The following is a 21,107-nucleotide window of genomic DNA, read 5'->3' on the forward strand; positions in this document are numbered from 1 at the left end:
AAAACTCCTTAATTTATTAGAGAGTTTTTTTATGATTTACAATTATTATTCATTGGTATGGGCACGGATTGCAAATCCGCGCTATTGGGTGTAAATTATTTATGCTATAAAATGTGGAAGTTCAACTGTTTTTGGTTGGGCTTTTTTTGTGGACAAAATCAGGTATTTGTACTTGGTTGTTTGGAATTTGTAATTAATATTTTTGAAAAGTTAATAGAATATGGTTTTCCGTAATTTATCTAATGCAAAAAAAAAGATATTTGTTTCAGCAAAAATTATTTTAAAACTAATTTGAAGCAAAAAAACATCTAAAACCTTATTAATATGCATATATCTTCACTATCTATCAGGAACTACAGGAATTTTAAATCAGCTAAATTCTTTTTTACTAATGGTATTAATACTGTAATTGGAGAAAATGGTTCTGGAAAAACAAATCTTTTTTATGCATTAAGAATTTTATTAGATGATGCATTACCTAGATATATTAAATTTTCGGAAAGCGATTTTAATCGTTCTATAAGTTGGGCCGGTCATTGGATAATAATTTCTTTAGTTTTTGATGATTTAGATACTAGTGAAGAAGCTCAAGCTTTAGCTGTACAGTCTACCGGACAAATGGATACTGATAAACAAGGTAGCTATTCAGTTTATTTTAGACCAAAATATAAAACACGTAAAGAACTTTATGATTATTCTCAAACAGCTCATAAGAACATAGATGATTTAAGGCTTTTGTTAGATAATATTACTTTGGATGATTATGAAACCGTTTATCTTAGTCGTAGTTCAGTCGACTTCAGTGATGATTTAATTTATAATCAATATATTGGAAATTTTAATACTATTGAATTTCCTGATCCTGATGACAAAGAAGAGATGATATTTGGTACATGGTTACCTAAAGAAATAAATATTCATAATGAAGTTTCTTGTACTTTTATTAAAGCATTGAGAGATGTTGAAAGTGATTTACGTTCATATTCCAATAATCCATTAATAAACCTTCTAAGGGGTAAAGAAAAAACTGTTGCTGTAGCTAAACAAAATGAAATTATAGATAGTGTTAACGGTTTGAACGATCAAATTAGCTCCCTTGATGAAGTTAACGAAGTAAAAAAAGGAATTGATAAAAGTATTAAAGAAGCAGTAGGGACAACTTACGCTCCAAATATTGAATTAAAGTCAGAATTGCCAAATGAGATGGAGAAGTTATTTCAGTCATTAAAGCTTTGGGTCGGAGATTCTGATGAAGAAGATTATAAAGGTAAAATTTGGGAGTTAAGTTTAGGTGGTGCAAACTTAATTTATCTTTCATTAAAATTATTAGAATACGAAAAGATAAAAACGGATAAAATAGCAAATTTCTTACTTATTGAAGAGCCAGAAGCACATATACATACCCATATTCAGAAAACGCTTTTTAGTAATTTAGGATATAATAAAACACAAATAATTATATCTACACATTCAACACATATTTCATCTGTTAGTAAAATAAGTAGTGTAAATATTTTATGTAGAGGAAATAAGGAAGCATTAGTTTTTCATCCATCAAATAATTTATCAGGTAAAGAAATAAATAGGCTTGAAAGATATTTAGATGCTATTAGAAGTAATCTACTTTTTGCTAAAGGTATCATTTTAGTTGAAGGAGATGCGGAATTAATAATAATTCCAGAAATGTTTAAAAAAGTTTTTGGTTTAACACTCGATGAGATTGGAGTTAGTTTAATAAGTATTGGAAGTACGGGTTTTGAAACTGTAGCTAAAATTTTTCACAAAGATAGAATCAGAAAAAATTGTGCAATTCTAACAGATTTAGATAGCTCAGTTATACCTTTACCAGCTGATCCATTAACGGATAATAAATATCAAAAACATTGCAGAGCATCAGAACAAAAAGGTGCTGAACGAAAAGTTAAGTTAGACGCCTTTTGCAATAATAATGAATATTTGAAACCATTTTACGCTTCAAATACTTTTGAAGTCGATTTACTAATGAATGATAATAGAATTGAATTTATTAATTGCTTAGATAATGTTTATAAAAAAGCAGCAAATATTAAGACTGTAACAGAAAGGCTTGAAAATGCTTCTTTAGAAATAGCAGGTGTAGAAATTCTTAGAATAGCAGATAAATTTGGCAAAGGCTGGTTGGCATTATTGATAGCTGAAGAATTATTATATAATACAAATATTCCTGACTATATTCTTAATGCCATTGCATTTGCCTCATCTCATATTAATATTTCATCAAAAGCGAAAGCAGTTCGTTATCGTATAGGTGCGCTTAAAGCGGATGGAGATGGTGAAGCAATTAAATTTAAATTTGATCATAAAACTGACGAAGAACTGATAGAGGAATTTTGCGACATTTTTGAAGACGATCAATTATCTACATTTTACAATTTATTATGATTCTTGAGAAACTAAGCGAAGAACAAAAAATTGCGGTGATGCAGTCTGGAAACGTAATTCTAACAGCTTGTCCAGGTAGTGGAAAAACGCGAGTTATAATCCATAAGTTGGCTTATGAAGTGAGTCAAATTTCTGAGGGGAGTAAAAAAAGAATTGTGGCTCTTACATTCACAGTTAGAGCTTCTGAAGAAATTTTCAGAAGGCTAAATCGAATGGGATTAAATAGTGATAGAATATGGTCTGGAACATTACACTCATTTTGTTTGGAATGGATAATCAAGCCATATTCAGCTTATTTATCAGAATTACAAAATGGTTATTCAATTGCAGATGAAACATTTTGTGGAGATTTAATTAGTAGTTTAAAAGATAAATATGGTTTAAAGCAAATAGATCCAGTTAATTTAAGATTTAAAAGAGATGGAAGTTTTGCTGAACCATTATCTATTCAAAAGAAATTACTTTTAGAATACCACGAAATTCTTAAAGAAAACAAAGTTATAGATTTTGAATTAATACTTTTATATTCCTATCGTCTTTTATGTGAATTTCCAAAAATCGCAAAAACCTTATCAAATATTTTTAAACTTATTTGCGTTGATGAATATCAAGACACACAAGATTTGCTCTATGCAATTATTTGTTCAATCATTAATGCTGGAGATGGTAGTACTTCTTTATTTTTAGTTGGTGATACTGATCAAGCAATTTATACTTCTTTAGGAGGTGTTGCCAAAGATATCGATGCAATTCGTACTGAAATTGGTAATAAAAATATTCTTCCTTTAACTCTTACAGGTAATTATAGATCAAATCAGAGAATAATTGATTTTTATAAACACTTTCAAACGCAGAGAATTGAAATTAAAGCTTTAGGTACTAATGCTAATGAAAAAGGTTTGATTACTTTTAATAACTCAATTGAGCAAAAAGATGTAGTTAATGAGATTGCAAGATTAATTCAATTAAGTTTAGATCAAGGTATACCTGAAGATGAAATATGTATACTAGTACCACAATGGTGGTTGATGACTTCTATATCACGAAAGCTAAGGTCACTTCTACCCAATGTAAATTTTGACGCTTCTGGGTTGGCTCCAATGTCAAGAAATAGAGAAAATATATGGTATAAGCTTTCTCGATTATTTCTAACTGAGCCAAATCCGAAAATTTACTCTACAAGATATCGATGGGCTTCAGAACTAAGAGATCTTTTTAGAAGTCAAACTAACACTCAATTTAAAGAAGAATATTTAGAAACAAGGGATTTATTAAGATTAATAAATTCAATTAAATCTGATGAAATTGAGGCGATTCATTATTTAATAGATTGCTTTGATCAATTTTTAATTTCCGTTGAGATAGATTATACAAATTTTACAGAACTAGTTGAAAATAGGAAAATCTTTTTCGATAATATTGAATCTCGATTAAATGATCCTGAATTTAAAGTTCCAAGTGATATTGTCTCATTTAAAAGTTTTTATAGAGAGATGACAGGTGTAATAATAAATACGTGTGTTGGCGTAAAAGGCGAAGAATTTGAAACAGTAATAGCTTATGGTCTTTTATTTGGATATGTACCCCATTGGAATGAAATATATTCAGGTAATGGAATTGATGCGTCAAAAAAATTGATGTATGTAATTTGCTCAAGGGCAAAAAACAATCTTCATCTCATAAGTGAAAAAGGTAGAACAACTAGGAGGGGAGATGAACTTATTGTTAATCCAGAATTAAATAGTAATACATTTGTTTATGATGAAATTTAACAAATAATACGGATTTTCAACCCGACTTTGTAGCCGTCCCAAATATCAATTACGACTTAATAAAAAAAACCTCGATCTTTTAAAATCGAGGTTTTCGTTTATAATAAATTCAAAAAAAAAACTTACTTCAAATTCAAATAAGGATTTAAAACTTCAGCTAATTCATTTAACCAATAAAAGCCGTCTTCTAAGTTGATTAGTTCGTTTTTAAGAGTTGGGTCTTGGCGCAGAATTCCTAAGGAAACTACATAATTTAGTTTTCTTATTATTCTTGACATTTCTTCGGGATCTATTGTGTCGTTAAAAAAATCGGTTAGCCTTTTTTCGGCTTCTTTTGAAAGGGTGTTTGTACTCATAATTTACATTTTGTGAATAGAAAGCCCATGGTAGCAAGACAAATTGCGCTATTGTTTCCAATATCGTTGCCATACTACAAGGGCAAAGTTTTTAAATTTCATTCTGTAAATTAGGAACGGCTAATATAGAAAAATTCTATCTAATACATAAGATTTTTCTCTCTAATAAAAAGGAATTTGTTTTAATGGAATCATCTTCTGTAAATCAATTTAATAAGTCTTTTGAAACCAAATGTCCTAGCCCTGATAGTCCCGAAGTATCGGGAGGAAATCCTTTTGCTTTTTTCTTTAAAAAGCAAAAGATTGCAACGGATAGCAGGAAATAGCTTCAAATTAAAATAAGTCTTATTCTGATATACTTGTGTCTTTTGGTTGGCTTTTCTGGTTTTTTTCAGTTCTAAATTCGAGGTTTAATATACGCCTCAATTTAAATGAAAAGCCTTTTTAAACGCGCACTCTTTTTTCTTTTACTGGTTATTTGGAGTTTTGATGGAAATGCTCAATTATTTCCTGTTCAGTTAACGCCTGTATTTAATAGTCCATATAGTTTAAAATTAGCAGATTATGCACTGAGTATGGATACTAAAATGCAATTAATGATTAATCCAACCGATGTTATGATTTCGCAGCGACAAGTACGCTTAAAACTATACATTCAAGGTAACGGACTCAATATTCAAAGCAGCGATTACATGGCAGGACAGCGTCCTATTTTTATCAATGGAGGAGAATTGCAAACGCTTACCAATACTGATATTGCAGCTTTATTCAGACTCGAAAACCTACAGGGAATTACAGCATCGCAATATGCAAATGGATTACCGGAAGGCATGTACAGTTTTTGTTTTGAGATGTTTGATTTTATCACCAATCAAAAAATATCGCAAAAAAGCTGTGCGGGTTTATATCTGATTTTAAATGATCCGCCTTTACTGAATACGCCTCAGAAAAACGAGCAAATAGCAGCAAGCGAATTCCCGAATATTATGTTTACCTGGACGCCGCGCCAAATGAACGCAACCAATATTTCGTATAAGTTCGAATTAAAACAGCTTATGGATTCAAGCGTAGATCCTCAATTTGCATTTCAGATGTCTCCCATTTTATATGAGGAAATTTTATTTGGAACAGCGCTTTTGTATAATTTAAGCATGCCAATTCTAACTCCCGGTATGCGTTATGCATGGCGTGTAAGAGCGATTTCGACAACGGGACTTTCAGAAAATGCAGTTTTTAAAAACAACGGTTATAGTGAGATTTACTCCTTTAAATACACTCAAAAGTGTGATTCTCCAACATTTGCTCTTTCGGAAATTGTATCATCAACAAGCGTGAAAATAAATTGGCAGGGATTGCCTGATCATACCAAATATCAGGTTCAGTACCGAAAAAAAGCAATTGTAGAAACCAATAAAAGAGGCAAAGAAAAAGAAAAAACCTTTGAATGGTTCTCAACTTTCAGCAAAAACAATCAGGTTTTGTTGACCAATTTAGAACCCGAAACAACTTATGAATTTAGAGTAGGTTCTACCTGTAGTTTAGAAAGTGACGGAATCCAGAGTTTTAATTACTCAAACACAAACACGTTTACAATACCTAAAAGAGAAAAGACTATTGCCAGTTATAATTGCGGTATAAAACCAACGCTAAATATTGGTAATAAAACCCCAATTACAAATTTAATTGAAAGTGAAACTTTTACCGCAGGAGATTTTCCGGTGACTATTTTAGAGTTGCAAGGCAAAGGCTCATATTCTGGAAAAGGATACATTATTGTGCCTTATTTGGCAGATACTAAAATAGCCGTTGAATTCAACAATATCATAATCAATACAGATTATCAATTGATTAGCGGTGTAGTTGAAACAAGCTACAATGCAGATTGGAAAAATGTTACCGATTTGGAAGATTTTACAGGCGAAGGACAAGGCGGACAAATCGAAGAAAAGGTTCTGTTTGACATAAAGGATATTGTTATCAATGCCAATGACGATATTGTTGTAAATGGTAAAAATGGCGAACAGGTAACAATTCAAGGAGGAAAAAATACTGTAATCATCGATAGCAGTGGAAAAGTATATACAGTAGATAGCAAAGGAAACGGTAGCAATGAAGGAACTGCGCCTGCTCCGGGAGGAAAACCAACACCCGAAAATACCGATGGCGTTGATAAAAGTGGTCAGGCGACGGCTTTTACAGCCAAAGGAGCTACAATTGTTTTTTCGGTAAATAGAAACAAGTATGCTTTTGATGTAATGCCAAATAATGCATCGGCTACTATCCAAAAAGCATACAAAAAAGTGGGCGATACTGCATTGTCATATAAAGCAGTTTTAAACGGAGATACAGATACAGTTGAAGCAACAGTAACCATTACCGATACGATTATAAAACCGGAAAAAATTGTTTTTAAAACCCAAAATGGAGCAAATGTACCATCTACCCGAAACGATAAAACATTCGTACTTACTGTAAAAGGAAACCAGACTTATGCCGAAGAACAAATATTGGCAGTTATTCAGCAAGGCGACAAATGGAAAGTAATTGGCGCTTTTATGCTGGTTCATATTTCGGAAAAAGAAGTGAATTTGGTATTAGTTCCTTTAAATAAAGAAAATCAAATTCCGCCAAATGCAGAAAATGATATTAGTGCGATTTATAAAAAAGCAGGCATAAAACTGAATATTACGAGATCTGAAAAAATTAATTATGCAGATGCAGACGGAATGATAGAAGTTGGTGACACTGATTTTTTTGAAACTTACACAAATGAAGAACAAACGATCAATAATCTAATTAAGAATTCAAGTAATTATAAAACAGATTCTTATTATTTAATTTATAGTGATTTACCAGCTAGTAAACCTGCAATAGAAGGATCTATGGCTTTAAAAGGACAATTTGGATATGTTTTTTCCAGTAAAAATAAAGTGGTAAGTCATGAATTAGGACATGGTATTTTTGGTTTGGAACATCCTTTTAAAAACAAATCAGAAGAAGACAAAACAGATTTTTTAATGGATTACGGAAACGGTTTAAATCTTTGGCATAACGACTGGAAACAAATTAATGACCCGAAATTTAGATTGTATTTGTTTCAGGGAGACAGTGAGGGAGATTTTAATTCGCTTCTTTATGAAATATCTCATTATGAAAAAATTAATTATGAATATGAGGATCTAACGCCGGATTCTTATTTTAATTTAGGAAAAGTAGACATCGCAGGTGGAGGAGACAGAATCGTTATAAAAGATAAAACAGGTCGAGTTACGGATTTATTTACGTCGCCTAACTATACTGCCGAAATGTGGAAAAAGATAAAACAAAGATTTTGGGTTTACAGCCAAAGCAAAACCACAGAAAGCTACAAATGGACTAGCGGTTATGAAAAATATTCTCTGGGACAAGGTGGAAAAAGCAATTATTTTTATGGAAACACAGGAACTCTAACTATGATTAATACAGGTAAATATTTGTCTCTGGATTTTGATAATTTCAAATTAAATATGATGGGAAGTATATATATTGGACCTTTTAATCCTATCGCAAATTCAGGGTTTGAACATATGGGTGAAGATCCTGTTGATGATTATAGTAGAGAGCCACAGGATTTGGCAGATGCAGCGGCAATGGCCCATGATCATGGATATGACGAAGTTGAAGCTGCGGGTGCACATGGAGCATTTATTGCTACAGTAACAATTGAAGCCGATATTCAATTAGTGCGGGGAGCGAGGAAAATAGAAGATATGTATTTAAAAAAAGTAATTGATCCTTACACTAAAAATCCAATTTCAAATGAAACTTATATACGAGCCAAAAAAATAAATACATTATTTACGTTAATTGTAAGAAGCAAAGTTTTAGAAATAAATAAAAAAATCACTCCAGAAAAACAAAAACAATTAGACAAGTTGGAAAATTTCTCTAATCTCACTATTAATGATATTATAAATCCAGTGAATGGAAGAGGTATAAAATATATATGGACAAATTGAGAAAAATTATAAATTATAGCATATTAACACTTATTGCGGGATCCTTTATTTTCTATTTATCTCTATATTTTATAGGAGGTTACTATGTTGGAAGTTATGGAAGCGGTAAAATAAGGATATATCAATTTGAAACAAAAAAAGAGAATTTAGAACAGGCATTAAATAGCATTTGCAATGATTCTAAAAATATCTCTTGTAAAGATTCGATAAATTATATTGGAAGAACCTATAAAAAATCCTTAATAATAAAATTAAATGATAAACCAGTTTATATTTTAAAATTGTCAGGGGATTCAGTTTATAGTGATCTTCATTTAATCTATATAAATGGAAAAAAAAATGATGATTTTGGTTGGTTTTCAATCGAAAAATATAAAAAAGTCAAATTATTTGAAAAAGAAATTATTGAACCATTGTCTAAAAAATATGAATATGAAAAATTAGAATGAAAATTATAAAATGGTTAGCTATTTTAAGCTTTACAGCAATTAGTATTGTTGTATTATATTGGGTTGGTTTTGCTATTCTCTTTTCTTATGGTGCAGGATCGGGAGGGACAGGACTTATTAAAGTGTATGAATTTAAAGGGGAAGTGAATGATATGAAGGCAATATTCGATCAAACATTAGATAAAAAAACAATTCATATTCGCGATTCAATTGTAGATGGTGATTATAGAGGAACATTTGATAAAAGACTTCTGATAATTAATTCAGACAAGAGTAATATGCAATATATTATTGAATTACCTCATAATGAAGGAAGTTTTTATTTTTATCTTATTTATATAAATGGTAAAATAAATGATGATTTTGGTTGGTTTTCTATTGAAAAATATAATAATATAAAATTATTTGAAAAAGAAATTATTGAACCTTTATCTCAAAAATTTAAAAGAATTGAAGCGGAATAATTTGATAAAAAACAGCAATGGATAAACTAATAAAATATCTAGCAATAATTATTTTTACAATATTTCTGATTTACATTACACCTATAGTGTTTTTTGGTTTTTTATATTCTTATGGTGCAGGGGGAACAGGAAAAATTGAAGGTTATGAATTTAAAACAGAACCAGCAAAGTTAAGAAAAGAGCTAAAAATGATATGTGATAAATCAAAATATTTGTCCTACAAAGATACTCTTGAAAGTAAAAGTAATAATGGCTTTGAAGAAATACTAATCACCATTAGAGTTGTTAAAGATTCAAAAGAAATAGCTTATGAATCAAAATTAAATGGGTTTTCAGATGAAAAAAATGGGATATTGTTGTTATTGATTTATATAAATGATAAGTCAAATGATGACTTTGGATGGTTTTCTAGTGAAAAATATAATAAGATAAAGTTATTTGAAAAAGAAATTATCGAACCATTAGCTAAGAAATATAAATATGAAAAATTAGAATGAAAATTATAAAATGGTTAGCTATTTTATTATTTGAAAAAGAAATTATTGAACCCTTATCTAAAAAGTTTGAAAGAATAGAAGTTAAAGATTGAAAATTTCCAAATTCCAATTTTTTCACTTGTCTGAAAATTTTCGAATTCAGTTTTCAAAAGCCACCGACTTCGCTCAGGATAACAAACTTGAAAAAAACCTTTGAACCTTTGTTACTTTGCAACTCTGAACCTTAAAAAAACCTATTTTTGTAATTCCAAAGAAAGCCATAAATTCAGTTATAATGTCAATAATTAAGGAGTTAGAACAATTATCAGCATCATTAGAAGGAACACTTTTATACGATGATCTTCATAAAACGCTTTATTCGACCGATGCTTCGGTATATCGTATTAAACCAAAGGCGGTTGCAGTGCCTAAAACGATAGAAGATATTAGTAAACTGATCAGGTTTGCGGCGCAGCATCATGTTTCGATTACACCAAGAACGGCCGGAACTTCGCTTGCAGGACAAACTGTTGGCGATGGAATTGTGGTCGATGTGTCGAAAAATTTCACCAAAATCCTGAATTTTGACTCCATTAAAAAAACAGTTACGGTTCAGCCCGGTGTAATTCGGGACGAACTGAATTTATTCCTAAAACCTCACGGCGTATTTTTTGGTCCGAATACTTCGACTTCAAACCGTTGTATGATTGGCGGAATGGTGGGAAATAATTCTTCGGGAACAACTTCGATTCGTTATGGTGTAACGCGCGATAAAATTGTCGAAATCAAAGGAATTTTGAGCGATGGTTCACAAGTAGTTTTTAGAGAACTGACTTCGGATGAATTTATCGAAAAAACCAACGGTGATACTTTAGAAAATAAAATATACAAAAGTATTTACGACGAACTTTCGGTAAAAGCAACGCAGGATGAAATTATAAAAGAATTTCCGAAACCGGAAATTCACAGAAGAAATACAGGTTATGCCGTTGATATTTTATTAAAATCGGATTTGTTTGGCGGAACTGAACCAACAATCAATCTGGGTAAATTACTTTGCGGAAGCGAAGGAACTTTAGTTTTTACAACCGAAATCACTTTGAAAGTTGACGACTTACCGCCAGCAAATAATATTATGGTTGTGGCGCATTATCACAGCATTCAGGAATCGCTGGAATCTGTTGTGGTGGCAATGAAACATCATTTGTACACTTGCGAAATGATCGACGATACAATTTTAGATTGTACCAAAACCAATCGCGAACATGTAAAAAACAGGTTCTTTTTGCAAGGTGAACCCAAAGCGATTATGATGTTTGAAGTGGCCTCGCACGACGCAGAAGATGTCGAAAATCAGGCAAATGCTTTAATTGCCGATTTAGAAAAAAACAATTTTGGTTATGCACTTGTAAAAATTTATGGAGCAGATATTGAAAAAGTAAACGAACTTAGAAAAGCCGGTCTCGGACTTTTAGGAAGTATCGTTGGAGACGACAAAGCCGCAGATTCTATAGAAGATACAGCAGTTGAATTGAGTGATTTACCGGCATATATTGCAGAATTTTCGGCAATGATGTTGCGTCACGGACAAGGCGCGATTTATTACGCGCATGCCGGTGCGGGAGAACTTCATTTGCGTCCGGTTTTGAATTTGAAGAAAACATCTGACTTAAAACTTTTTAGAACCATTGCAACCGATGTGGCAATTTTGGTGAAGAAATACAGAGGTTCATTAAGTGGTGAACACGGCGACGGAATCGTGCGCGGAGAGTTTATTCCGTTTATGATTGGCGAAACGAATTATGAATTGCTGAAACGAATTAAATTGGCATTTGATCCAAATTCGGTTTTGAATATTGGGAAGATTGTAAATGCCTTGAAAATGGATGAAAACCATCGTGTGGTTTCGGGCAGAACAGAACCGGACATTAAAACGTTTCAAGATTTCTCAGACAGTTTAGGAATTTTGCGTGCTGCCGAAAAATGTAATGGATCGGGAGATTGTAGAAAATTGCCATCGGCGGGAGGTGCAATGTGTCCGAGTTATCGTGCAACTAAAAATGAAAAAGAAACAACGCGTGCGAGAGCCAATGCGTTACGTGAATATTTGACATATTCTGAGAAAGAAAACAAATTTGATCAGAAAGAACTTTACGAAGTTTTTGAGTTGTGTGTGAGCTGTAAAGCCTGCGCCAGCGAATGTCCTAGTAATGTAGACGTTGCAACCTTAAAAGCAGAATTTTTATACCAATATCAAAAAGCAAACGGATTCTCAACCCGAAATAAGATTTTTGCGCACAATGCAAAACTCAATAAAATGGGAAGTTTGTTTCCGTCCATAACCAACTTTATTTCGAATCAATCGCTCGTTAAAAAAAGCATGGGAATTGCGCCTGAAAGACAAGTTCCTCTTTTGGCGAAAAGAACTTTCAAAAAATGGCATGAAAATCATAAACCGCAAGAAAACAATTTCCCAAACGGAAAAGTGTATTTGTTTAATGATGAATTCACAAATTATTACGACGTAAATATTGGAATAGATGCTTTCGAATTATTAACCAAATTAGGTTACGAAGTTCTGGTTGTAGATCATGAAGAAAGCGGAAGGACGTATTTATCAAAAGGATTTCTGGAAGAAGCGAAGAAAATTGCGAACATTAACGTGAATATATTCAAGGATTTAATTTCCGCAAAAGCACCATTAATCGGGATTGAACCTTCGGCAATTCTAACTTTTAGAGATGAATATTTACGCCTTGCAGATGATAAAGAAGCAGCTGAAAAAGTATCACAAAGTGCTTTTACAATAGAGGAATTCTTTAAAAAAGAAATTATCGACGGTAAAATTAAACCGGATTCATTCTCAGAAGAAAAGAAAGAAATCAAAATTCACGGACATTGCCATCAGAAATCATTAAGTTCTATTGAGGCGACTTTCGCGATGCTGAATTTACCAACAAATAATGTTGTTACGATTTATAATTCGGGTTGTTGCGGAATGGCGGGATCATTTGGTTACGAAAAAGAACATTATCAGGTTAGTATGCAAATGGGAGAAGATACCTTATTCCCAAAAGTGCGTGCCACCGCCCAAAACGTAAAAATTGCCGCTGCAGGAACGAGCTGTCGTCATCAAATTTTTGACGGAACAAATAGAGAAGCGCAACATCCGGTAAGTATTTTGAAGAGCTGCTTACGTTGAGAGATTGCAAGCGGATTGCACGGATTCACTTCGTGAAAACGCGGATGAGCACGGATTTTTTTGTTTCACGCAGATTTTACAGATTAAAGCAGATTTAATTTAGATTTTTATAAAATTATTTGTGCATATCTGCTTAAATCTTTTTAAATCTGCGTGAAATTTAGATTAAAATAATCTGTGTGAATCATTTTAATCTGTGGCAGAAAAAAAATTCGGGAAAATTTGTGCAATTCGTGGCGAAAAAAAACATACTCTAAAACAAAATGGTTTTATATATTTGAAATCAGGATAATTTTTGCATTATTTGCAAAATAAAACCACAAAGACCGAAAAATATTAATTTATAAAGCAAACTCACATATGGCATTATCAGGTTTATTCCGAAAAAAAACGGTACAAGATATTCTAAAGCAAGTTGCAAAAAACGAAGCAGATGGTCATAATGCATTAGGAAAGCATTTGACAACTAGAGATTTAACTGCATTTGGAATTGCTGCAATCGTTGGCGCAGGAATTTTTAGTACTATCGGAAAAGCCAGTGCAGATGGAGGTCCTGCCGTTATTTTCTTGTTTTTATTTACAGCACTTGCCTGTAGTTTTGCCGCTTTTGCTTATGCAGAATTTGCCTCGATGGTTCCGGTTTCAGGAAGCGCTTATACGTATTCGTATGTTGCTTTTGGAGAAATTATCGCCTGGATTATCGGTTGGGCTTTAATTATGGAATATGCTGTAGGGAATATTACGGTCGCGATTTCGTGGAGTGATTATTTTACGGGACTGCTCCAGAGTGGCGGGATTCATTTGCCACAATGGATTCAGATGGATTACCTGACCGCTTCAAACGGATTTAAAGATGCTACGGCTTTAATGCATGGCGGAAAATCATACGAAAATTTAAGTTCGGGATTGCAAGCCGCATATACAGCCTGGACAACAGCGCCAACAATTGGATCTTTCCATTTTGTGGCCGATTTGCCTGCTTTATTCATTATTATTTTAATTACTGCATTGGTTTACAGAGGAATGAAAGAATCTCGTAATGCGAGTAATGTCATGGTTGTCGTAAAACTTTGTATTGTACTTTTAGTAATAGCTGTAGGTGTTTTTTATGTAGATACAGCCAATTGGGATCCGTTTGCGCCAAATGGAGTTAGCGGAGTTTTAAAAGGAGTATCAGCAGTTTTCTTTGCTTACATAGGTTTTGATGCCATTTCTACAACAGCAGAAGAATGTAAAAATCCACAGCGCGATTTACCACGCGGCATGATGTGGGCGATTATTATTTGTACACTTTTATACATTGCCATTGCCTTGGTTTTAACCGGAATGGTGCGTTATAACGAATTAAATGTTGGAGATCCTCTGGCGTTTGTATTCGATAAATTAAACTTAAAATGGATGTCGGGAATTATTGCCGTAAGTGCAGTAATTGCTATGGCGAGCGTTTTGTTGGTTTTTCAAATGGGACAGCCGCGTATCTGGATGAGTATGAGCCGTGATGGTTTATTGCCAAAGAAATTTTCTACCGTACATCCAAAATTTAAAACACCATCATTTGCTACAATTGTAACCGGTTTTGTGGTTGCGATTCCAGCCTTGTTTTTAAATTTAACAATGGTAACAGATTTATGCAGTATCGGAACTTTATTTGCCTTTGTATTGGTTTGCGCCGGAGTTTTAGTGTTGCAAAATAAGCCGGAAATTCCAAGAGGAAAATTCAAAACACCTTATGTAAATTCAAAATTCATAATGCCTGTTTTAATCATCGCAGGGTTGTATTATGCTTTTGCTTTCAACAATAAAGCGACAATGGCTTTTATCAATAACGAATCGCAAACTTATGATGCAACGACTATTATTACATCTTTAAATAAAGACGAATCAGCAAAAGTTTTTAATTATTTAGAAAGTATCGACGTTCATAATAAAACTGCCGAAACATCAGACTTAGAGCATTTATTAGCTCAATATCAGGATGACGATGTAAAATATGCTGCTGTTGTAAAAGGATTACCAATTAGCGATTCATTAAAATATGAATCAGGATTTAGCTTATTCAAACACAAAATTCCAATGTGGATTTTCCTTTTAGTTTTAGTTGGATTAGCCGTTTGGTCATTCAGACAAAATTTATCTTTAATTCCACTTTTAGGATTAATCTGCTGTCTTTACATGATGGCGGAATTAAGCGTCTGGAACTGGATTTACTTCACAATATGGTTACTAATCGGATTGTTTATTTACTTTACCTATAGTAGAAAAAACAGTAAGCTGAACTTTCCTCAACAAGCGTAGATAATTATTAATTGTGAATTATAAATTATAAATGGAAAAGCCGTTCGGAGATTATTCTCAGAACGGCTTTTTTATTAAAGAACCCCAAGCTCCACCATACAGGCCTTCATCATTTCATAAGTACGCTGAATATCATTATCCAGCCCAATCGAAAAACGAATCAAACCATCCGTTAATCCCATTTCGTGTTGTTCTTCTAACGGAATTTCACTTGAAGTCGAAGTTCCGGGCGCGCTGAATAATGTTTTGTAAAATCCTAAACTTACTGCCAAATATCCTAAGTTTCTGGCTTGCATCAATTCCATTAATTCATTGGCTTTTGCCAAAGTTCCAACATCAATTGTCATCATTCCGCCAAAACCATATTCAGGATTAATCATCGTTTTGTATAGTTCATGACTCGGGTGACTTTTCAATCCTGGATATACCGTTTTTAAGCCATCAGCTTCAAATTGATCAGCCAGAAAATGCGCATTATGACTATGTTGTTTAATTCGGATATGAAGCGTTCGTAAATTTTTCATTACCGAAGCAGAGCGCAAACTATCCATCGTTGGTCCCAAAAGCATGCTCGCTCCCGAGTTTACATTTTTCAGCGAATTAATAAATTCTTTCGAAGCACAAGTCACACCGCCAACCGTATCGCTGCTTCCATTAATATATTTTGTCAAACTATGAATGACGATATCTGCGCCTAACTTTGCCGGAGAAACAGATAAAGGCGAAAACGTATTATCAACAACCAATTTCAAATTATGCTTTTTAGCAATTTTAGCCAAACCGGCAATATCAGCCACTTCCAATAACGGATTACTAACCGTTTCGCAATACAAAACTTTGGTTTTTGGTGTAATTGCCGCTTCCACAACATCCAGTTTTGTGATATCTACAAAGCTCGTTTCAATCCCAAATCTCGGAGTAAAATTTTTCAAAAAAGCATATGTTCCACCATAAATAGTTCGGCTTGAAACGATATGATCGCCCGCGCCGCAAAGCTGCAATAGAGTAGGCGTAATCGCTCCCATTCCCGAAGCCGAAACATTCGCAGTTTCCGTTCCTTCCATCGCTGCCAAAGCCTGATCCAGATACAAATTACTAGGCGACGAATGGCGCGAATACAAATAACAACCTTCCATATTTCCCTCAAAAGTATCGAACATCGTTTTAGCCGATAAAAAAGTATAAGTCGAAGAATCAGAAATTGACGGATTCACACCTCCAAATTCCCCAAAGTATTGTAAATCCTGAATTTTGTCTGCCGGGTTAAAGTCTTTCATTTTTTATGTCATTGCGAGGAACAAAGCAATCTCCTCTGGTTAGTATTTATTGTTATTGAAATTGATTTTTAAAATTGCCATTGTCACTCTGAGCGGAGTCGAAGAATAAGGAGCTATTTCCAGCACTCGTTTTCAAAAGAAATTCTATTCAAAATAACTCTTTATTAGAAAATTAATCAATCATAAACTATATAATTAGATTTTAAAACTATATAAATGTGATTATTAGGATTATTATTCTAAATTTGATACAGAAAGTATAATTCAATAGATTTTCTTTCACTTAATAATTAACCAAAAAGAATAACTATGAGGATGAGATTGCTTTTCCTCGCAATGACACAGCTATGACCTTAGACACCACCGATAAAAAACTCTTAGTTTTACTTCAAACCGACAGTAAAAAAACAACCAAAGAATTATCATTAAAACTTAATCTTTCGGTAACCGCGGTTTACGAACGCATTAAAAAGTTAGAGCGCGAAGGCATAATCAAAAATTATGTAGCGTTAGTAGATAAAACCAAAATTGATAAAGGCTTTGTCGTATTCTGTCACTTAAAACTCATTCAGCACACCAAAGAATTCTTAACCAAATTCGAAAGCGAAGTCATCAAACTAAACGAAGTTTTAGAATGCCATCACGTAAGTGGCGATTACGATTATATACTGAAAGTTTTAGTAAAAGACATGGAAGAATACAGGGAATTTCTGGTAACAAAACTAACCTCGCTGCAACATATTGGCAGTACGCAAAGTATGTTTATGATTAGTGAAGTGAAGAATTCGACGGTAATTTTTTAGCTTTTTTGTCATTTCGACGAAAGGAGAAATCACATTAGTTAGTCGACAAAGATTGAAGATATACTTTGCGGAGTTTCTTGTGTGATTTCTCCTTTCGTCGAAATGACATACACACTTCAATATAAACTTTGTGCCATCAAGTCTTCGTGGCAAAAAAACAAATCTTAGCTCCATTCGCAGTAAAACCTCCAACCAAAATTTCACACAAAAAACATTGAAATTTAAACTTTAAACAAAACTTTATTCCTTAATTTTGTATCGCTAAAAATAAAATAGACAAACTATGAGTTCATTTGACGTAGTCATTATAGGTTCAGGTCCTGGCGGATATGTATCAGCAATTCGTTGCGCACAATTAGGTTTCAAAACAGCAATCGTAGAAAAGTATAACGCTTTAGGCGGAACCTGCCTTAACGTAGGTTGTATTCCTTCAAAAGCTTTATTAGCTTCTTCTCATCATTATTCTGAAATTGCACATTTTGCAGATCACGGAATCGAAGTTTCGGGTGATGTAAAGATCAATTTAGAGAAAATGGTTGCCCGCAAACAAGCAGTTGTAGATCAAACCGTAGGAGGAGTCAACTACTTAATGGACAAAAATAAAATTACAGTTTTTACAGGTTTAGGTTCTTTTGTAGACGCAACACATATTGCAGTTGCAAAAGCTGACGGAACATCTGAAACTATCGAAGCAAAATATACTGTAATTGCTACAGGTTCAAAACCATCTTCTTTGCCTTTTATCAAAATTGATAAAGAAAGAATCATCACTTCTACAGAAGCTTTGGCTTTAAAAGAAGTTCCAAAACACTTGGTAATTATTGGTGGAGGCGTTATCGGAATCGAGCTTGGACAAGTTTACCTTCGTTTAGGAGCACAGGTTTCTGTAGTAGAATTCATGGACAGAATTATTCCTGGAATGGACGGTGCTTTGTCTAAAGAATTAACTAAAGTATTGAAAAAACAAGGAATGAAATTCTACGTTTCTCACAAAGTAAAATCAGTAGAAAGAAACGGCGATGCTGTTGTAGTTCAGGCTGAAAATGCAAAAGGAGAAACAATCACTCTAGAAGGAGATTATTCATTAGTTTCTGTTGGTCGTCGTCCTTACACAGACGGATTAAACGCTGACAAAGCTGGAGTTAAAATTTCAGACAGAGGACAAGTTGAGGTAAACGATCATTTACAAACAAATGTTCCTAATATTTATGCAATTGGTGATGTTGTTCGTGGAGCAATGTTAGCGCACAAAGCAGAAGAAGAAGGAACAATGGTTGCTGAAATCTTAGCAGGTCAAAAACCGCATATCGATTATAACTTAATTCCTGGTGTAGTTTACACTTGGCCGGAAGTTGCTGCAGTTGGACAAACTGAAGAGCAGGTAAAAGCTTCTGGAACTGAATATAAGGTAGGAAGTTTTCCATTTAAAGCTTTAGGTCGTGCAAGAGCAAGTGGAGATCTTGACGGATTTGTAAAAATCATCGCTGATGCTAAAACTGATGAGGTTTTAGGAGTTCACATGATTGGAGCCCGTACTGCCGATTTAATTGCCGAGGCAGTTACTGCAATGGAATTTAAAGCTTCTGCTGAAGATATTTCAAGAATGAGCCACGCGCATCCAACTTTCGCGGAAGCGGTAAAAGAAGCAGCATTGGCAGCAACAGATAACAGAGCATTACACGTATAATTACGTAAAGCCATATTTTAAAACCCGTCAAGTTATTCCTGACGGGTTTTTTGTTTTCAGCAACTATTTTTATAAATATAAAATATAAAATTCAAAAATAATTTTGTAAATTAGATGTGAAATTCAGATGTTATCTCTACTTCTATAAAAAGATAATATCATGAAAAATAGATATATAACAGCACTATAAAAGTTGATAATAGGGGCTATAATGTCACAAAAGACAAATGGGAAGAAAGCATCGCGAAAGCCAAGTTCGTCAAAAAGGACAATGTTGGTATGCTTAGGGTCTCATTTTTTGGTCCTTTTTATTCTGGTTATAATAGTTGCAATGAACTGATATAGGTAAAACACGATAAAAATTAAAAAAGAAAACCCGACATTGTAAAGTGTCGGGTTTTTTTATGTTTGAATGAGAATAATTTATGCTCTGAAAACACTTCTGTAATTATCCCAATATCTGTAAATTAAAAATAAGTTGGCGAGAAATAATAAACCTGCAATTGGCAAACCTTCCGGAGCCAGAAAATAATTAATAAACAAAATATTTACCGTAATAGGTAAGATCAAAATATTAGCTAATGTTACATAACGTCCTGTTACAAATGCAATTCCGCAAAGCAATTCAATTGATTTAGCAAGAGGCATTAAATAAGTCGAAGCCATCAAACCTACATTAAAGGCTTTAAAATTTCCTGTAGTTTCTGGCTCAGGCATTAGGTGGAAAAAATAACTGATGGAAGCAAAAAGCAATAATAGACCAATTAAGACGCGAACAATAATAGTGGCAATTTTCATAATACTAGGATTTTAGATAGGTTAAAAAATATAATTTATTTTGCTGATAAACATTACAAATTGAATTCTCTGCTAAAATGAAAATCTGTTTCTAAGCCAGATTTATTGAGAATTTTATAATCAATACAATCCTATTTTAGGATAAATCTAATCCTATATCAAATATAATGAATTTTTTCTTATTAAATTGCTGGTTTATTAACAGTTTTTGTTATTTCCTGATATATTTTCTATAAAGAAAAAATCCTCCCAAACCAATCAAAATAAAAGGCCAAAGATTTAAAAAGAATACAAAAACGGCTTCGAGAATATACCAGCCATTTTTAAGTGCATCAATAATCTGAATGCCTAAATTTGGTTTGTAAGCATCGCTGTTTTTTTCACTTGCCAATATTTCCTGTTTGATTGTTTCGTTTTGATAAAGCTGTAAAGTGATCGTGCTGAAATTGACCTGATCCTGTAAAGATAAATTATCAATTGTTCGATTATCATTTGCTTCTTTTTGGTTAGCCAAAGTATTTTCGGCATCCATAATATCATTTATCTTTTTGCCTTTTTCATCAATCGCTTTTTCAACTCTTTTTTCGTTTACGGCACTTCTTTTTTGCGAAAGTTGATTGGCTAGTAATTTAAGCGAAACATCATCGGCTTTAATTATTCTAAAGTCCAGAAAATCAATTTGTCTGGCGATACTTTTTATAATTGTATCAAGTTGTGTGTTGGGTACGCGAATTGTAATATTATTTTCTACAGAATATTTAGTAGTTTCTAAAGTGCTGTCCTGGCTGATTTTAGTTTTAATCTGGTCATGAATATTGCTTTGTAAATTGGTATAAGTAACAAAACCTCCAAATTTAGCGACAGCGTTTTCAATTGCATAAGTAGATTTGACGACGTTTTTTACCTTGAATTTAATATCGGCAGTTCGAATAAATTTCTGTTTGCTGTCTTTTTTTTCCACCGCTGCCGATGATGAAACAGCCGTGCTGTCTGTTGTTTGATAATCTGCAGTTGCTTCGGCAGAAGCATAATCTGCTTTTTTACAAGAAAATAGTAATGCGATGATTACCACGGCTGTCAAGCCTAATTTTGCAATTGTTTTCATAAAG

Annotated in this window: 15 protein-coding genes; 11 read left to right on the forward strand and 4 right to left on the reverse strand. The window is 33.1% G+C overall.

The window, feature by feature from the left end; translation table 11 throughout:
* The first annotated feature begins 324 nt into the window (after window positions 1-324).
* Window positions 325-2,421 (forward strand): AAA family ATPase, encoded by a 2,097-nt coding sequence (locus OLM54_RS00565; RefSeq protein ID WP_264536678.1) that lies wholly within the window; start codon window positions 325-327, stop codon window positions 2,419-2,421.
* Window positions 2,418-4,193, forward strand: a complete 1,776-nt coding sequence (locus OLM54_RS00570) for a UvrD-helicase domain-containing protein (RefSeq protein WP_264536679.1) — start codon at window positions 2,418-2,420, stop codon at window positions 4,191-4,193. Before OLM54_RS00565 ends, OLM54_RS00570 begins: the two co-directional genes overlap by 4 nt.
* A gap of 122 nt (window positions 4,194-4,315) precedes the next feature.
* Here the strand turns inward: OLM54_RS00570 and OLM54_RS00575 are convergent, their stop codons facing one another.
* Complete coding sequence (locus tag OLM54_RS00575) at window positions 4,316-4,549, reverse strand: hypothetical protein (protein ID WP_264536680.1); 234 nt, start codon at window positions 4,547-4,549, stop codon at window positions 4,316-4,318.
* A gap of 185 nt (window positions 4,550-4,734) precedes the next feature.
* On the opposite strand from OLM54_RS00575, the gene OLM54_RS00580 reads away from it, so the two are divergent.
* The 7 genes from OLM54_RS00580 to OLM54_RS00610 all read left to right on the forward strand — a co-directional run bounded on the left by OLM54_RS00580 (window position 4,735) and on the right by OLM54_RS00610 (window position 15,433).
* Entirely contained in the window at window positions 4,735-4,875 is a 141-nt protein-coding gene (locus OLM54_RS00580; RefSeq protein WP_264536681.1) for a hypothetical protein, read from the forward strand.
* Between the two features lie 105 nt (window positions 4,876-4,980).
* Window positions 4,981-8,547 (forward strand): fibronectin type III domain-containing protein, encoded by a 3,567-nt coding sequence (locus tag OLM54_RS00585; protein WP_264536682.1) that lies wholly within the window; start codon window positions 4,981-4,983, stop codon window positions 8,545-8,547.
* Window positions 8,544-8,996 (forward strand): hypothetical protein, encoded by a 453-nt coding sequence (locus tag OLM54_RS00590; protein WP_264536683.1) that lies wholly within the window; start codon window positions 8,544-8,546, stop codon window positions 8,994-8,996. Before OLM54_RS00585 ends, OLM54_RS00590 begins: the two co-directional genes overlap by 4 nt.
* The gene (locus OLM54_RS00595; RefSeq protein WP_264536684.1) at window positions 8,993-9,460 is read left to right on the forward strand and encodes a hypothetical protein; all 468 of its coding nucleotides are present in this window, start codon (window positions 8,993-8,995) and stop codon (window positions 9,458-9,460) included. The genes OLM54_RS00590 and OLM54_RS00595 overlap by 4 nt, the downstream gene beginning before the upstream one ends.
* A 17-nt stretch (window positions 9,461-9,477) precedes the next feature.
* A complete protein-coding gene (locus OLM54_RS00600; protein ID WP_264536685.1) occupies window positions 9,478-9,957 on the forward strand; it encodes a hypothetical protein in 480 nt (159 codons plus the stop codon).
* A 274-nt stretch (window positions 9,958-10,231) separates the two neighbouring features.
* Window positions 10,232-13,138 (forward strand): FAD-binding and (Fe-S)-binding domain-containing protein, encoded by a 2,907-nt coding sequence (locus OLM54_RS00605; RefSeq protein WP_264536686.1) that lies wholly within the window; start codon window positions 10,232-10,234, stop codon window positions 13,136-13,138.
* Window positions 13,139-13,498: 360 nt separating this feature from the next.
* Entirely contained in the window at window positions 13,499-15,433 is a 1,935-nt protein-coding gene (locus OLM54_RS00610) for an amino acid permease (protein WP_264536687.1), read from the forward strand.
* A gap of 74 nt (window positions 15,434-15,507) precedes the next feature.
* Here OLM54_RS00610 and OLM54_RS00615 read toward each other — a convergent pair whose 3' ends face one another.
* Entirely contained in the window at window positions 15,508-16,710 is a 1,203-nt protein-coding gene (locus tag OLM54_RS00615; RefSeq protein WP_264536688.1) for an aminotransferase class I/II-fold pyridoxal phosphate-dependent enzyme, read from the reverse strand.
* Between the two features lie 347 nt (window positions 16,711-17,057).
* Here OLM54_RS00615 and OLM54_RS00620 point away from each other — a divergent pair, with 347 nt between their 5' ends.
* The gene (locus OLM54_RS00620) at window positions 17,058-17,513 is read left to right on the forward strand and encodes an Lrp/AsnC family transcriptional regulator (protein ID WP_264536689.1); all 456 of its coding nucleotides are present in this window, start codon (window positions 17,058-17,060) and stop codon (window positions 17,511-17,513) included.
* A gap of 283 nt (window positions 17,514-17,796) precedes the next feature.
* A complete protein-coding gene (gene lpdA / locus OLM54_RS00625; RefSeq protein WP_264536690.1) occupies window positions 17,797-19,200 on the forward strand; it encodes a dihydrolipoyl dehydrogenase in 1,404 nt (467 codons plus the stop codon).
* Between the two features lie 423 nt (window positions 19,201-19,623).
* Here lpdA and OLM54_RS00635 read toward each other — a convergent pair whose 3' ends face one another.
* Together OLM54_RS00635 and OLM54_RS00640 are read right to left on the reverse strand one after the other, a co-directional pair.
* On the reverse strand, window positions 19,624-19,998 hold the full coding sequence (locus OLM54_RS00635) for a DoxX family membrane protein (protein ID WP_264536691.1): 375 nt from the start codon (window positions 19,996-19,998) through the stop codon (window positions 19,624-19,626).
* Window positions 19,999-20,209: 211 nt separating this feature from the next.
* A complete protein-coding gene (locus OLM54_RS00640; protein ID WP_264536692.1) occupies window positions 20,210-21,103 on the reverse strand; it encodes a DUF4349 domain-containing protein in 894 nt (297 codons plus the stop codon).
* Between the last annotated feature and the right edge of the window lie 4 nt (window positions 21,104-21,107).

Source organism: Flavobacterium sp. N1736 (assembly GCF_025947065.1).
Taxonomy (GTDB): Bacteria; Bacteroidota; Bacteroidia; order Flavobacteriales; family Flavobacteriaceae; genus Flavobacterium.